This window comes from Amycolatopsis japonica (assembly GCF_000732925.1).
Lineage (GTDB): Bacteria > Actinomycetota > Actinomycetes > Mycobacteriales > Pseudonocardiaceae > Amycolatopsis > Amycolatopsis japonica.
Window position 1 is genome coordinate 5,629,406 of record NZ_CP008953.1, and the last position, 13,905, is coordinate 5,643,310.

The window sequence follows — 13,905 nt, forward strand, 5'->3', positions numbered from 1 at the left end:
TCACGGCATCAGCGGCAGCTTCCCGACCAGCTTGTCGATCCGGTTGCGCGGGCCGACGATGCCGATCGCGCAGTAGTCCATCTCCTCGGTCGGGATCTCCTTCATCGTCGCGAGGAAGTCGGTGTAGACCCGGATTTGCTGGGCGACGGCGGGCATGTCGGCGACGTGGCAGCCCGGCGAGGCCGCGGCCTTGGCGCGAATGGCCCGCAGCTTCCCGGCGTCGGCCGACAGGATCGAGCAGCCGATCCAGGGCAACCCCGTGTAGTGCTCGCCGCCGGCGTCGACCGCTTCGTCGCCGAGGAGCCCGGTGACGCCCCGCGCGGTGGCGACGGCGGTGCAGACCGCCGCGTTGACCGCGCGGCCGGGCGGCAGCTCGCTGTTGACCACGATCACCCACTTCAGCCGGGCCGACCGGGTGGACGCGGTGAAGTCGATCTCCTCGGGGGCGAATCCGATGGCCGTACCGTGCTCGGACATTCAGCTGATCTCCTGCTCACTTCAACGGATGAACAAGGCCAAGCTAGGAGGACGTACGAGTACAGTCCACCGTGTTCGTACTTAATACGGCGAGAGGGCCGCGATGGCGCAGTTGGACGAACTTGATAAGGCGATCCTGGCACAACTGCAGTCGGACGCACGGAAGACCAACCGTGAGGTCGCCGCCGCGGTGGGCGTTTCACCGACGACGGCGCTGGACCGCACGCGCGGGCTGCGAGAACGCGGCGTGATCCGCGGCGCGCTGCTGGACGTGGACCTGCCTTCGATCGGCCGCGGGGTGCAGGCGCTCATCGCGGTGCGGGTGCGCCCGCCCTCGCGGCGGAACATCGAGGGCTTCCGGAACTGGGTCAACGCGCTGCCCGACCTCGTCGGGCTCTACGTCACCACCGGGACCGAGGACTTCATCCTGCATGTCGCGGTGCCCGACAACGACGCCCTCTACGCCTTCGTGATCGACAAACTGACCGAACGCCCCGAAGTGGCCGACGTGCGCACCTCGATGGTGTTCGAGCACAGCAGGCGCACCAAGATCACGCCGGTCGACCGCTAGAGCTCCCGGATGACGCGGGCCGGATTGCCCGCGGCGAACACCTTCGACGGCAGGTCACGCGTGACGACACTGCCCGCGCCCACCACCACGTCGTCCCCGATGGTGACCCCGGCGCACACGATGACCCCGCCGCCGAACCAGGCGTTGTTCCCGATGGTGATCGGCGCGGCCGATTCCCAGCGCTGCCGCCGCAGTTCGTGGTCCTCCATGGGGTGCAGCGCGGTCAGCAGCTGGCAGCGCGGGCCGATCGAGCAGTCCGAGCCGATCTTGATCGGCGCGCAGTCGAGCAGGATGGCGTCGTAGTTGAGGAAACTGTTGGCGCCGATCTCGATCAGGTAGCCGTAGTCGCTTTGGAACCGCGGCATGATCCAGGAACCCTCGCCGAGCTTTCCCAGCAGTTCACGCAGAATCGTGTCCCGCTCACCGGTCTCCTCGGCGCCGGTGCCGTTGAACCGGTCGACGAGTGCCTGCGCGCGCCTGCGATCCGCGACCAGTTCGGGGTCGTTGTCCCGGTACAGCTCGCCGCGCAGCATGCGGTCCTTCTGTTCACCCATGCGGCCAACCTACCGAAAAGACCCTGCCGGCGACTTCCCTCGGGAAGCCGCCGGCAGGGCTGGGTGAATGCTTGCGGAGCGTTCTTCAGTTGTGTCGATCGGTTTCCGGGTAGGGCCGGCCCGGCGGGTGGGTGAGGTGTAGGGGGGACCCGCCGGGCCGGAGTTTCTTCCTTTCTCTTCGCAGGATCCTGCTTCCGCTTCAGGGCGTCATTCGCGGCACTTGCGGCCTTCGTTGACGCAGTCGACGAGTCGGTCCATGACCCGGCCCGGCATCACGTTCGCGAAATCGTCGTGGTCGGAGAAGGGGTTGTGGTCCTCCTCGGGGAACGAGTCCACTTTGTACTGTCCGTTGACTTGGACTTGTCGCGGGATCTCGTAGGTCAGCGAGATGGTGAGCTCCGGGACGGCGGTGAGGCCGTTGGCGCATTCGCCGTTCTCGTCCGGGTACTTGATGTGGTCCCGGTGGTTTTCGCTGTCGATGTTGTTCCCGTCCAGACAGCTCGGGAACGTGTGCACCCGTTTGACGTCGCTGCCCTCGGGACAGATCGGGTACTGCTTGATGAGCCTGTTCTCGAAGCCGGTGCACGTCCAGCTCTCCCGCGCGTTGGCGGGGCCGTTCGTGGTGACTTTCGCGTCACCGTAAAGGATCCGGAGGAACTTCGGCATCTCCTTCACCTTCTCGCGGGCGTTGCCCTTGAAGGTGATGTCGACGACCGCGGGACGCTGGATGTCACCGTCGTTGCCGGCGAGTTCGTTGTCCGCGTTCGGTTCTTCGAGCTGAGCCTGCTCCTGCTCGTTGTCCTGGTTCTGGTTGTTCTGATTCTGGTTGTTCTGATTCTGGTTGTCCTGGTTCTGGTTGTCCTGGTCCCGCCGTCGATTCCGGTCGCCGTCGCGGTTCTGCCGCTGTCCGGCTTCTTCCTCGGTGTCGATCCGCACCACCGGCCAGAAGTACGCGGATTCGTCGCCGTTCGCGCAGGTGGTACCGGCGCCCAGCAGACTGTCGTTGTCCGAATCCGCGTTCGTGGACAGGTTTCCGACGTAATCGTGCAGATGCTGGGCACCGTTGCGGATTCCCGGCTGCGCGATGAAGTTGTCGGGATTGAAATGCCCGTTCTCGTTCCTGCCGCAGTCGACGGTGAACGAACCCGTGGACGCGTTCCGGCCCGGCCGCGGCTCCTCGACGTTCGGCCGCACCTTCGTGATGTCCACGAACTGCGACTTGTCCACCTCGTCCGCGGAAGCGCGCTCGGGGTCGCCGGTCGTGGTGGACACCACCAGCCCGCCGACCGCGATCGACAGGCCCAGCAACGCGGTCGCGATCTTGGTCCTGCGGGCGATACGATGGCGCCCTTGATTTCGTGCCATTGGCTGCTCACCTCATTCGTTTCCGGGCACGCCGATCACTCGCGCCCGGGCATGAGCCACGCATTCGTCGAATACGGGAAATAGCCGCATTCGCGGCGAACCCTTCTGTTCGCCCGCCGATTCAGATCCGGCTATCTGGAGATACGGCTCCCCTGTGGATCCGGTTCAAAACGCGATCCGGCCGTTATCTTTCCGTTATATTGAGAACCGGGCAAAGGTCTCGTGGTCGTCAGCTGGACTGAAGGGGACTCTCGCTGCGTCTGATGCGGCGATGGGCCCCTTCGCGTCGTGTCGGTGATGCCGGGGGCCGGGCGGTTTCGCGTGACTGCAGGGACGACACACGTGATCAGACGGACGACACGCGTGTCCAGGCGGACGGCTCGTGGCTTACCGGCGCACGACGGCCAGCACGGTGCCGTCCCGCTTGTGCACCTCGAACCGTTCGATGTCGGCCTTCTGCAACGCCGTCGAACCGGTGATGACGAGGGGATCCGGGGAACCCGGCACGCCGTACCCCTTGGACGGCACGCTCCAGTTGTTGACGACGTACGCCTCTCCGCCGTGGGAGTAGGCGAAAAGCTGGCAGGTCATCGGCCCGATGAGGCCGCGCAGTTCGAGCTCGACCGCACTGCCCCACTCCTTCTCCTGCACCGTGACCTCGGCGGCGACGGCGTTGCCCGCCTCGGACCAGCCGAACGGGGCGGCGCCGCCGTCCGGGCCCGCCTCGCGTTCCCGTGACGACAACGGGGACGGCACCACCGAGGTCACGACGGAAGGCGCGGCCTGCGTGACGACCGGCTCACGATCGGTGAGCGAAAGAACCGTGAGCGGTCCGCCGACGACGAGCACGAGCACGGCGGCCGCCGTCGCCAGCCGGACGACCTTGCGCCGGCGGCCCGCCTTGGCGGCGTCCGCGAGCAGCATCCGCAGCACCCGGGGGCCAGGGCCCTTCACGGGCGGATCCGGCCAGCTCTTCTTGACCATGTCCAGGATGTCGGGCAGGTGGTACATCTCCACCAGCTCGACCTGACATTCGGGGCACTCCAGCAGATGCGCCTCGAACCTGGCGTGATCCTCCTCGCCGAGGACGCCCAGCACGTAGGCGGCGATATCCGTGTGGACGGCTCCGGACACCTCGCTCACCCCCGCTCCTGCAGCGCCCTGCGCAGCGCGCGCACAGCGTGGTGGATCCGCGATTTCACCGTACCCGGCGGAACCCCCAGCGTCGCCGCGACCTCGTTCACGGTGCGGTCACGCAGGTAGGTCTGCTGGACGGCTTCACGTTGTTCCGGGGAAAGATTGCGCAGGGCCTCGTAAACGATCATGGCCGCGAGCGTCTTCTCCGATTCGTCCGGCACTCCGATCGAATCCGACTCCAGTTCCTCCACCTCTTGAGGGCGGGCACTCCGGCTCCGCCAGCCGTCGATGACGATGCGCCTGGCCACGGTGAACAGCCACGCACGCAGCATTTCCGGCTGCCGGTCGAGTTTGCCGGCGTTGCGCCACGCCTTGATGAGCGTCTCCTGGACCACGTCCTCGGCCCACTGGCGATCGTGACCGGTCAGCTTCAGCACGAACGCCATCAGGCTCGATCCGAACTCCTGGTACAACGCCCTGATGAGGTCGTCATGCCCGTTCGACGCGGGTTCATGATCGACAATTGGCTGCAGTATCCGAGAGTGGCGTCCCACGCGGCACATCTTTGTGGGATCAGGGGCGATAAGTCCAGTACCAAAACCGTTCCGGCCCGGTTCATCGCACGAGGGAAAGTTTTTTGAACCGTTCCCTCCCCGTGACCGTATCCCCTACCGAAGACCCCCGACCCGGCGTTGTCCCCCGCACCGCCGAATCCACTGTGGATCATGGATGTCCCTCTTGAATGTCCACAGTGGAATTAAACCTGCCTGCACACCATCTCCCCGCGGTGATGGCGTTCTCCTCTGCCCCGACAGGAGGATTTCCGTGAACCCCGTGTCACGCTCGGTCATACCTCTGCCCCTCGTCCTGGCCGCGGTCGCGCTGACCGCCGCCTGCACCACCGGTACCGCGGGACCGAACGGCTCTCCCGGCGCGGCCTCGACCGCGGGCACAGCGCAGATCCCGGGAATGCCCGACCCCGCGGCCGAACCCGCCCCCGGTGTCACGGCGGCGATCCTGTTCGACCTCGGGCCGATCGTCACCGACACCAGCGGCTTCACGCTGTACCGCTACGACAAGGACACGGTGAATCCGCCCAAATCGAATTGCGCCGAAACCTGTGCGCGGACCTGGATTCCCGCCAAGGCCGGCCCCGACCTCGTGGTGACCGGGATCGATCGCGCCCTGGTCGGCACCGTGACCAGGGACGACGGCACCGAGCAGGTCACGCTCGCGGGCTGGCCGCTCTACCGCAACGCCAAGGACGCGATGCCCGGCAACACCGGCGGGCAGGGCGTCGACGACGCGTGGTTCCCCGCCAAGCCGGACGGGACGAAGGTGCTGCTCACCGCCGAGACCTGGCAGGCCGATGACCTCGGCATCTGATCTCCCCAGACCCGTCCGCCCGCTGCTCGTCCTGCTGATCGCGGCCGCGGTGAGCCTTTTCGGACCCGTCGGCGACGCGCACGCCCAAGAACTCTCCGCGGCGGACAAGAACCTGATCGTCAACGTCAAACTGGCCGGGCTGTGGGAAATGCCCGCCGGGATGTGGGCGCAGGAACGCGGGAAGAGCAAGCGCACCCGCGAAGTCGGCCGGACGTTGATGATCGACCACGGCAGGCTCGACACCGCGACGCACGCCATCGCCGACCGGTTCGGCATCGCCCTGCCGGCCGAGCCGTCGGATCAGCAGTCCGCGTGGCTCGGCGAGATGAAGGCCGCCCGCGACGACACCGAGTTCGACCGGATCTTCGCCAACCGGCTCCGGTACGCGCACGGGGTGCTGTTCCCCATCATCGCGCAGGTCAGGGCCGGTACCCGCAACGACGTCGTCCGTGATTACGCCACCACGGCCAATCAGGCGGTGCTGCGGCATATGACGCTGCTGGAGAGCACCGGTGTCGTCGACCAGTCGCTGATGCCGGAGGCCCCGGTGCCGCAGTCGAATTCGGCCAACGCCGCGATGGACGTCGGTTTCGGCGACTTCGCGCTCGGCCTCCTGCTCGCGGTGGCCATCGGCGGTGGACTGTTCCTCGCCGTGCGGGCCCTGCGCAGCAAGAACACCCGGACCCGCAACCGCGCGGCCGTCCCCGAACCGGATCCGGTTCCCAGTGCCCCAGGAGAGATCAATGTATGACCAGTGGTCCGAGGTGGTGATCGTGCTGACCCAGAAATCGGACACCGACCCCGGCATCAAGGGCATGGCGCAGACCTCCGCCCGGATCTCGTACGGCTTCATGTGCCTCACCCTGTGCTGGGGCGTGTTCACCGCGACCGGCTGGATCAAGTCGCTGACCGGGCGGAAGGCGTTGCGCAACTCGCATATGGTGCTCGGCATCCTGACGCTGTCGTTCGGCGTCGTGCACGCGATGTCGTTCCTGTTCCTGCCCGACGGTTTCACCCTGGCGCAGATCTCGATCCCGCTCCTGCCCGGCACCTTGGCGCGGCACGAACTCGGCGTCGTCGGGCTCGAGGTCATGATCGCCGTCGCGCTGACCGGCGGGATCAGCCGGTTCAGTTCCTATCGGCGTTTCCTGTGGATCCACCGCCTCGCCTATCCGGCGGTCGGGATCACCGCGCTGCATTCGTTCTTCGGCGCCATGGCCAACGGACATCTCGGCCTGCTGTGGTTCGGCGGGATCACCCTGCTGGTCCCCGTGGTGCTGCTGACCGCGCTGCGGTTCACGCCGACCCGGTACCTGGAACGCCTTGGCCTGGTCGAAGAGCTGGTCTGAAGACTTGGAGAGACGAAAGATGATCTTCGGAAGCATACGGCGTGGCACCCGCGTCAGCGTCGACAACGAGCGGTGCGAGATCTTCGGCTTCTGCGAGATGGAGGCGCCGTCCACCTTCAAGATCGGGCCGGACGGCAAGCTCCGCATCCGCCGGATGGTCGACCGGGACGGGCTGGACCAGGCCATCTCCGCCGCGCGGCTCTGCCCGAAACAGGCCATCAGAGTCAAGGGAGAAGGAGCGTACGACGATGAGTGACGGAGATCGGATCGTCATCGTCGGCGCGGGCGTCGCCGGGCTCCGCTCCGCGGAACGGTTGCGGGAGCTCGGTTTCGACGGCGAGATCGTGCTGGTCGGCGACGAGCCGCGGAAGCCGTACCACCGGCCGATGGTGTCGAAGGAGCTCGTCACCGGCGGGGTGAAACCGGTGGCCGCGAGCCTGGAGCCGTACCTGGACCTGGACGTCCACTGGCGGCTCGGCACCCGCGCGACCTGGCTGGACAGCAAGGAGCGCACGGTGCACCTGCCGGGCGGGGAATCCCTGTGGTACGACGGGTTGATCATCGCGACCGGCGTCTATCCCCGGCATCTCCCCGGCTCCCCGCGCCACGACCCCCGGGTCCGGGTGCTGCGCACCGTGGAGGATTCACTGGCCGTCCGGCGGGCTTTGGGCAACAGCAACAAATCCGTCGTGGTGATCGGCAGCGGCCTGATCGGGAACGAGTTCGCCGCGTCGATGCGGTACATGGGCCGGGACGTCACGCTCATCGGCCACGCGAAGGCGCCTTTGCACCGCTTCGGGGAGCGGATCGCGTCGGCGCTCACCAAGGAGCATCAGCACCATCGCGCGAAGCTGGCGATGAACACCGAGGTGCGGAACTGGATCAGCACCAAGGAGACGGTCGGCCTGCACCTGACCAACAACCAGTTCCTGGTCGCCAGCTGCGTGGTGCTTTCGATCGGCAGCGTGCCGGCCGTCGACTGGCTGCGCGGCTCGGAGCTGACCATCGACGACGGCGTGCTCTGCGAAGCGACCCTGTTCGCCACCGGGGCGGAGGACGTCGTGGTCGCCGGTGACGTCGCGAAATGGCCGAACCTGCGGATCGACGAGACCCCCCGACGGGTCGAGCATTGGATGAACGGCGTCGAATCCGGGCGCGCGGCGGCGGAAAGCCTGATGCTGGGCCGCGGCAACGCGCGGCCGTACACGCCGCTCCCCCGCGCCTGGTCGTCCCTCTACGACGCGCGGTTGCAGACCGTCGGGATGCCGTCGCTGGGCAAGGACACGATCGAACTTTCCGACGGCGTCACCGGTTTCGTCCGCGACGGCAGGCTGATCGGCGCGGCGGGCTGGGACCGGCCGAAGGCGATGATCCACTGGACCGCCGAACTCGACCGGCGGCTGCCGGTGCCCGAGCCGGTGTTCCCCGCGCCCGCTCCTTCGCCGGCGGACACGCCGATCGGGGAGGACATCCTCGCCCCGTTCGAGCGGGACTTCCTGTCCGAGACCCCGACCGAGGCCGTTCCGGCGCCGGAAAGGATGCCCTGGGCTCGCGTTCCCGCCGGGTGACCCGGGAGCGCGAACGGACCGGGGCCGCGCGCGGCGGCCGCGGTCCCCTCAGGTGGCGGTGGGCAGCTGGGCCTCCGCACCCACCGCCACCCCCTGGGGACGCCGGGAGGTACCGGACCGACGGTGATTCGGGCTCCGTCGGGTACCGCCCTCCGGGCTCCCCGTATCCGGTCGGGGCCCTTCCAGGCTTGACTCACCTGGGAGGGCCCCGATCTACGAGGACGGCGGCTTCACCACCACCGTGTCGTCCGGGCCGACCAGGCGCCCGTCCGCGGCCCGGATCTCCAGGCCCTGCAACGGAAGCCCGCCCTCGCGATCCACCAGTTCCGACCGCGCCTCCCCATCGGCGAAGAAATGCGCCTCGCCCCATTGCCGCAGCGCGACGATCACCGGGAACAGGTCCCGTCCCTTCGGCGTCAGGACGTACTCGCTGTACGTGCTCCCGTCCGAAGCCGGGACCACTTCGAGCACCCCGTGCCCGACGAGCGCCCGTAGCCGCGCGGACAGGATGTTCTTCGCGACGCCCAGGCTGCGCTGGAACTCCCCGAAGCGGCGCACACCGTCGAAGGCGTCACGCACGATCAGGAGCGACCACCAGTCGCCGATCGTGTCGACCGAGCGCGCCACCGGGCAGGAGGCTTCGTCGAACGTCGTCCGCTTGACCATGGTTGCATCTTACAACCGCAGTGCCCTACCGTCAGGTGGTAGCAAGTTGAAACCATCTGGAGGGTCTGTGCATCGCGGTGTCGTCCTGTTGTTCGCCGTGGCCGCCGGGACGGCCGTCGCCACGATCTACTTCGCCCAGCCGTTGCTCGTCACCATGGGCACCGAGCTCGGTATCGCCTCCTCGACCGTCGGCGGCATCGTCACGCTCACCCAGCTCGGCTACGGCCTCGGCCTGTTTCTCCTGGTCCCGCTCGGCGACCTGCTCGACCGGCGGCGGCTCGTCGCCGGTCTGCTGACGCTGCTGGCGATCGCCGAACTGATCACCGCGACCGCCGTGAACGGCTTGACGCTGTTCGCCGGGATGGCGGCGATCGGCGTGCTCGCGGTGGTCACGCAGCTCCTGGTCGCGTTCGCGGCGTCGCTGGCCGCGCCCGCCGAACGCGGACGCGTGGTCGGTCTCGTGACGACCGGCGTCGTCCTCGGGATCCTGCTCGCGCGCACGGTGTCCGGCACACTGGCCGACCTCGCCGGCTGGCGCGCGGTGTACGTCGTGTCCGCCGGAGTGACGGTGGTGATCGCGATCGTGCTGTATCGCATCCTTCCCGCCACGGCGCCGGGCAAGACCATGGGCTACGGGCGGTTGCTGCGGTCCACGTTGTCCCTCTTCGCCGAGGAGCCGGTCTTCCGGACACGCGGAACGCTGGCGTTGCTGATCTTCGCCGCGTTCGGCACGTTGTGGAGCTCGGTCGCCTTGCCGCTCAGCGAGGACGGCCTGTCGCACACCGCCATCGGCGCGTTCGGGCTGGCCGGGGCCGCGGGCGCGCTGGCGGCGGCCCCCGCGGGACGGCTCGCCGATCGCGGCCGGGCGCGGTGGACGACCGGGCTCGCGCTCGGCCTGCTCCTGCTTTCCTGGCTACCGCTGGGTTTCACCCGCACGTCGCTGTGGGCGCTGGTGGTCGGCGCGATCCTGCTCGACCTCGCCGTCCAGGCCGTGCACGTCACGAGCCAGACCCTGATCTACCCGCTCCGGCCGGACGCCGGAAGCAGGTTGATCGGCGGGTACATGATCTTCTACTCCGTCGGCAGCGGCCTGGGCGCCATCGGCTCGACCGCCGTCTACGCCGTCGCCGGCTGGACGGGCGTCTGTCTGCTCGGCGCGCTGTTCAGCGCGTCGGCACTAGCCGTGTGGGGTGTCAAAGCCGCTCGATGATGGTGACGTTCGCCGTGCCGCCGCCCTCGCACATCGTCTGCAACCCGTAGCGGCCGCCCCGCCGTTCGAGTTCGTGCAGCAGAGTCGCGAACAGTTTCGTCCCGGTCGCCCCGATGGGATGGCCGAGCGCGATCCCGCCGCCGTTGACGTTGACGCGGTCCGGATCGGCGCCGGTTTCCTCGATCCACGCCAGGACGACACTCGCGAACGCCTCGTTGACCTCGAACAGGTCGATGTCGTCGATGCTCAGCCCGGTCTTCCGCAGCGCGTGCGCGGTCGCCGGGATGGGCCCGGTCAGCATCCACACCGGATCGGCCGCCCGCACGGAAAGGTGGTGGATCCTGGCGCGCGGGGTGAGCCCGTGCTCCTCGACGAACTTCTCCGACGCGATGAGGGCCGCGCTGGCGCCGTCCGAGATCTGGCTGGCCACGGCCGCGGTGATGCGCGAACCCTCGCTCAGCGGTTTGAGGCCGGCCATCCGCTCCAAGCTGGTGTCGCGCCTGGGCCCCTCGTCCAGGGCGGCACCGGCGAACGGAGCGATCTCGGCGGCGAAGCGGCCTTCGTCGATGGCGGCGATCGCGCGCCGATGGCTGCGGAAGGCGAACTCCTCCATCGCCTCACGGGTCAGATCCCAGTGCTCGGCGATCATGTCGGCACTGCGGAACTGCGAGACCTCGACGCTGCCGTACCGCTCCTGCCAGCCCTTCGAGCCGGAGAACGGGTCTTCGAAGCCGTACTCGCGCCCGGCCAGCATCGCCGCGCTGATCGGGATGGCGCTCATGTTCTGCACGCCGCCGGCGAGGACGAGGTCCATCGTCCCGGACAGCACGGCCTGCGCGGCGAAGTGCACGGCCTGCTGGCTCGAACCGCACTGCCGGTCGATCGTCACACCCGGCACGTGGTGCCCGAAACCCGCGGCGAGCCAGGCCGTGCGCGCGATGTTCCCGGACTGCGGTCCGAGCGTGTCGCAACAGCCGAGGATGACGTCGTCGACCAGGTCGGCCTCGACCCCCGTTCGCTCGACGACGGCCTGGATGACGTGGGCGCCGAGGTCGGCGGAATGGACACCGCTGAGCGCTCCCCCGCGTTTGCCGACCGGGGTCCGGACCGCGTCCAGGACATAAGCTTCAGCCACGCCGCCTCCTCTTCGTCGCGATGCCGTCCAGCAGGATCCCGAGGTACTGCTGCGCGACGTCGTCCGCGCTCAGCGTGCCGCCGGGGTTGTACCAGCGCACCGCCACCCAGACGGTGTCGCGGATGAACCGGTAGGTCAGTTCGACGTCGAGGTCCTCGCGGAACACGCCGGCCGCGATGCCGTCGGTGAGGATCCCGTTCCACAGTTTGCGGAATTCGGTGTTGCGGTCGTTGAGGTAGCCGAACCGCGGCAACTGCATGAGATGCTTCGCCTCGGATTGGTAGATCGCCACCTCGGCGGGCCGCCGGTGAATGGATTCGAACGACGCCACGACGACGGCTTCGAGCGTTTCCCGCGGGCCTTTCCCTTCCGCGACGATCTCGGCGTAGGCGCCGAAGAGTTCGTCGAGGAATCCGGTGAGGATCTCGTCGGCCATCGACTCCTTCGAGTCGAAATGGTGGTAGAGGCTGCCCGAAAGGATGCCCGCCGCGTCCGCGATGTCCCGCACGGTGGTGGAGACGTACCCGCGCTCGGCGAACAGCTTCGCCGCCAGGGCGAGCAGTTCGGCGCGGCGGGACCCTGGGCTGGCTTTCATCGCTACCTCACGCATGCTGGGAACTCACGGACACGACCTCGCCGGTGAGGTACGAGGAGTACTCACTGGCGAGGAACACCATCACATTCGCCACTTCCCACGGTTCCGCCGCCCTCCCCGAGACCTCGCGCGCGGTGAGTTCGGTGAGCAGTTCGTCGCTGGTCACCTTGGCCAGGAACGGATGCATCGCCAGGCTCGGCGCGACCGCGTTGACCCGGATGCCGTGTTCGGCGACGTCGACGGCGGAACACCGGGTGAGCGCCATGACACCCGCCTTCGCGGCCGCGTAATGGGCCTGCCCGGCCTGCGCGCGCCAGCCGATCACCGACGCGTTGTTGACGATCACCCCTCCGTCGCCTTGGGCGATGAACCGGTTCACCGCGGCCCTCGTCGCGCGGAACGTGCCGTTGAGGGTCACGTCGATGACCCGCGCCCATTCGTCGTCAGTCATGTCCACAATGGACTTCGTACCGCCGAGACCGGCGTTGTTGATGAGTACATCGATCCGGCCGTAGCGCGCGGCGGCGCCGTCGATGAGCGCCTGTACCTGATCTTCTTGCGTGACGTCGCAGGGAATCGCGTGCACGTCAACGAGCTCGGCGGCCTTCTCGCCCAGCCGCCGCTCGTGCCAGTCGCTGATCACGACGCGGGCGCCCTCTTCCATCGCGCGTTTCGCCACCGCGGAACCGATCCCGGTGCCGGCCGCCGCCGTCACCACGACCACCTTGTCCCGCAGGAGATTCGCCCCCTCGGGGTACTTCGGCACCGGGATCACGGACGTACCTCCCTTGGCAGGCCGAGCACCCGCTCGGCGATGACGTTGCGCTGGATCTCGTTGGATCCGCCGTAGATCGTGTCGGCGCGGGTGAAGAGGAAGAGCCGTTGCCAGGCGTCGAGCCCGTCTTCCGCGACCATTCCCCGCGCGCCGCGGACGAGCATCGCGAGCTCCCCGAGGTCGCGATGCCAGTTCGCCCAGACCAGTTTGGACACCTCGGCCACGCCCGGCGACGAGTCGCCGAGAGTGCGGATCGCCTGCGCCCGCATGACCTCCAGGCCCACCCAGGCGCGGTCGATCCGTTCGGCGATCACCGGGTCGTCCGGCGCGATCCTGGTGAGTTCTTCGAGTTCCCGGCGGAAGCCGACCTGCTGCCCGAGCGTCGCGACCCCACGTTCGAAGGCGAGGGTGCCCATCGCCACGCGCCAGCCGTCGCCGGGTTCGCCGACCACGAGGTCTTTCGCCGTGCGGGCGCCGTCGAAGAAGACCTCGTTGAACTCGGAAGTCCCAGTGAGCTGTTGGATCGGCCGGACCTCGACACCGGGCTGGTTCATCGGGACGAGCAAATAGGACAGTCCTTTGTGGCGTTTCGAGCCGGGCTCGGTGCGGGCGAGGACGAAACACCAGTCGGCGACGTGCGCGAGGGACGTCCACACCTTCTGGCCGTTCAGCACCCACTCGTCGCCTTCGAGGGTCGCCGTGGTCGCCACGGCGGCGAGATCGGAACCGGCGCCGGGTTCGGAATAGCCTTGGCACCACAGTTCTTCGACGGCCACGATCGGCGGAAGGAACCGCTTCCGTTGTTCCGGCGTGCCGAACGCGATGAGCGTGGGGCCGAGGAGTTCTTGCGCGAGATGGCTCACTCGCGCCGGGGCGTTCGCTCGCGCGTACTCCTCGTGGAAGACGACCTGCTGGTCGAGCGTCGCGCCCTGTCCGCCGTGCTCGACCGGCCAGCCGACGCAGGTCCAGCCCGCCGCCGCGAGCCGCCGCTCCCACGCCACGCGTTCGTCGAAGGCCTCGTGCTCCCGCCCCGGACCACCCGAACCGCGCAGTTCCGGCGGCAGGTTCTCCGCCAGCCAGGTGCGCACACGGTCACGGAAACCGTCCTGAGCCACGC

At 68.2% G+C, this 13,905-nt stretch carries 17 protein-coding genes; 7 read left to right on the forward strand and 10 right to left on the reverse strand.

What is annotated here, in order from left to right; genetic code table 11:
• The gene (locus tag AJAP_RS25910; RefSeq protein WP_038515961.1) at window positions 1–477 is read right to left on the reverse strand and encodes a DUF2000 domain-containing protein; all 477 of its coding nucleotides are present in this window, start codon (window positions 475–477) and stop codon (window positions 1–3) included.
• A gap of 103 nt (window positions 478–580) precedes the next feature.
• Between AJAP_RS25910 and AJAP_RS25915 the strand changes: the two genes are divergently transcribed.
• On the forward strand, window positions 581–1,048 hold the full coding sequence (locus AJAP_RS25915; RefSeq protein WP_037343615.1) for an Lrp/AsnC family transcriptional regulator: 468 nt from the start codon (window positions 581–583) through the stop codon (window positions 1,046–1,048).
• On the opposite strand, the gene AJAP_RS25920 is transcribed toward AJAP_RS25915, so the two are convergent.
• From AJAP_RS25920 to AJAP_RS25935, 4 genes are all read right to left on the reverse strand, one after another.
• Window positions 1,045–1,602, reverse strand: coding sequence for a sugar O-acetyltransferase (locus AJAP_RS25920; RefSeq protein WP_038515964.1), 558 nt, complete (start codon window positions 1,600–1,602; stop codon window positions 1,045–1,047). The genes AJAP_RS25915 and AJAP_RS25920 overlap by 4 nt on opposite strands.
• A gap of 207 nt (window positions 1,603–1,809) precedes the next feature.
• On the reverse strand, window positions 1,810–2,967 hold the full coding sequence (locus AJAP_RS25925; RefSeq protein ID WP_038515967.1) for a DUF1996 domain-containing protein: 1,158 nt from the start codon (window positions 2,965–2,967) through the stop codon (window positions 1,810–1,812).
• Between the two features lie 387 nt (window positions 2,968–3,354).
• On the reverse strand, window positions 3,355–4,110 hold the full coding sequence (locus AJAP_RS25930; protein ID WP_038515970.1) for an anti-sigma factor family protein: 756 nt from the start codon (window positions 4,108–4,110) through the stop codon (window positions 3,355–3,357).
• Window positions 4,107–4,658: a sigma-70 family RNA polymerase sigma factor gene (locus tag AJAP_RS25935; RefSeq protein WP_034317190.1), complete on the reverse strand. Its 552-nt coding sequence runs from the start codon at window positions 4,656–4,658 to the stop codon at window positions 4,107–4,109. Before AJAP_RS25935 ends, AJAP_RS25930 begins: the two co-directional genes overlap by 4 nt.
• A gap of 271 nt (window positions 4,659–4,929) precedes the next feature.
• Between AJAP_RS25935 and AJAP_RS25940 the strand changes: the two genes are divergently transcribed.
• The 5 genes from AJAP_RS25940 to AJAP_RS25960 are packed head-to-tail and all read left to right on the forward strand — an operon-like array spanning window position 4,930 to window position 8,407.
• On the forward strand, window positions 4,930–5,490 hold the full coding sequence (locus tag AJAP_RS25940; protein WP_038515974.1) for a hypothetical protein: 561 nt from the start codon (window positions 4,930–4,932) through the stop codon (window positions 5,488–5,490).
• Window positions 5,474–6,241 (forward strand): DUF4142 domain-containing protein, encoded by a 768-nt coding sequence (locus tag AJAP_RS25945; RefSeq protein WP_038515977.1) that lies wholly within the window; start codon window positions 5,474–5,476, stop codon window positions 6,239–6,241. The genes AJAP_RS25940 and AJAP_RS25945 overlap by 17 nt, the downstream gene beginning before the upstream one ends.
• On the forward strand, window positions 6,234–6,839 hold the full coding sequence (locus AJAP_RS25950) for a ferric reductase-like transmembrane domain-containing protein (protein ID WP_037343607.1): 606 nt from the start codon (window positions 6,234–6,236) through the stop codon (window positions 6,837–6,839). Before AJAP_RS25945 ends, AJAP_RS25950 begins: the two co-directional genes overlap by 8 nt.
• A 19-nt stretch (window positions 6,840–6,858) precedes the next feature.
• Window positions 6,859–7,095, forward strand: a complete 237-nt coding sequence (locus AJAP_RS25955) for a ferredoxin (protein WP_007033644.1) — start codon at window positions 6,859–6,861, stop codon at window positions 7,093–7,095.
• A complete protein-coding gene (locus tag AJAP_RS25960) occupies window positions 7,088–8,407 on the forward strand; it encodes an NAD(P)/FAD-dependent oxidoreductase (protein WP_038515980.1) in 1,320 nt (439 codons plus the stop codon). Before AJAP_RS25955 ends, AJAP_RS25960 begins: the two co-directional genes overlap by 8 nt.
• A 213-nt stretch (window positions 8,408–8,620) precedes the next feature.
• Here AJAP_RS25960 and AJAP_RS25965 read toward each other — a convergent pair whose 3' ends face one another.
• On the reverse strand, window positions 8,621–9,073 hold the full coding sequence (locus AJAP_RS25965; protein ID WP_038515983.1) for a winged helix-turn-helix transcriptional regulator: 453 nt from the start codon (window positions 9,071–9,073) through the stop codon (window positions 8,621–8,623).
• Window positions 9,074–9,140: 67 nt separating this feature from the next.
• Between AJAP_RS25965 and AJAP_RS25970 the strand changes: the two genes are divergently transcribed.
• Window positions 9,141–10,283 (forward strand): MFS transporter, encoded by a 1,143-nt coding sequence (locus tag AJAP_RS25970; protein ID WP_038515986.1) that lies wholly within the window; start codon window positions 9,141–9,143, stop codon window positions 10,281–10,283.
• Here AJAP_RS25970 and AJAP_RS25975 read toward each other — a convergent pair.
• From AJAP_RS25975 to AJAP_RS25990, 4 genes are read right to left on the reverse strand one after another with little or no spacing between them, the layout of a single operon-like run.
• The gene (locus AJAP_RS25975; protein ID WP_038515988.1) at window positions 10,267–11,418 is read right to left on the reverse strand and encodes an acetyl-CoA C-acetyltransferase; all 1,152 of its coding nucleotides are present in this window, start codon (window positions 11,416–11,418) and stop codon (window positions 10,267–10,269) included. The genes AJAP_RS25970 and AJAP_RS25975 overlap by 17 nt on opposite strands.
• Complete coding sequence (locus AJAP_RS25980; RefSeq protein WP_016332873.1) at window positions 11,411–12,013, reverse strand: TetR/AcrR family transcriptional regulator; 603 nt, start codon at window positions 12,011–12,013, stop codon at window positions 11,411–11,413. Before AJAP_RS25980 ends, AJAP_RS25975 begins: the two co-directional genes overlap by 8 nt.
• A 7-nt stretch (window positions 12,014–12,020) precedes the next feature.
• Complete coding sequence (locus AJAP_RS25985; protein ID WP_038515992.1) at window positions 12,021–12,788, reverse strand: SDR family oxidoreductase; 768 nt, start codon at window positions 12,786–12,788, stop codon at window positions 12,021–12,023.
• Entirely contained in the window at window positions 12,785–13,903 is a 1,119-nt protein-coding gene (locus tag AJAP_RS25990) for an acyl-CoA dehydrogenase family protein (protein WP_038515995.1), read from the reverse strand. The genes AJAP_RS25985 and AJAP_RS25990 overlap by 4 nt, the downstream gene beginning before the upstream one ends.
• Window positions 13,904–13,905 lie beyond the last annotated feature (2 nt).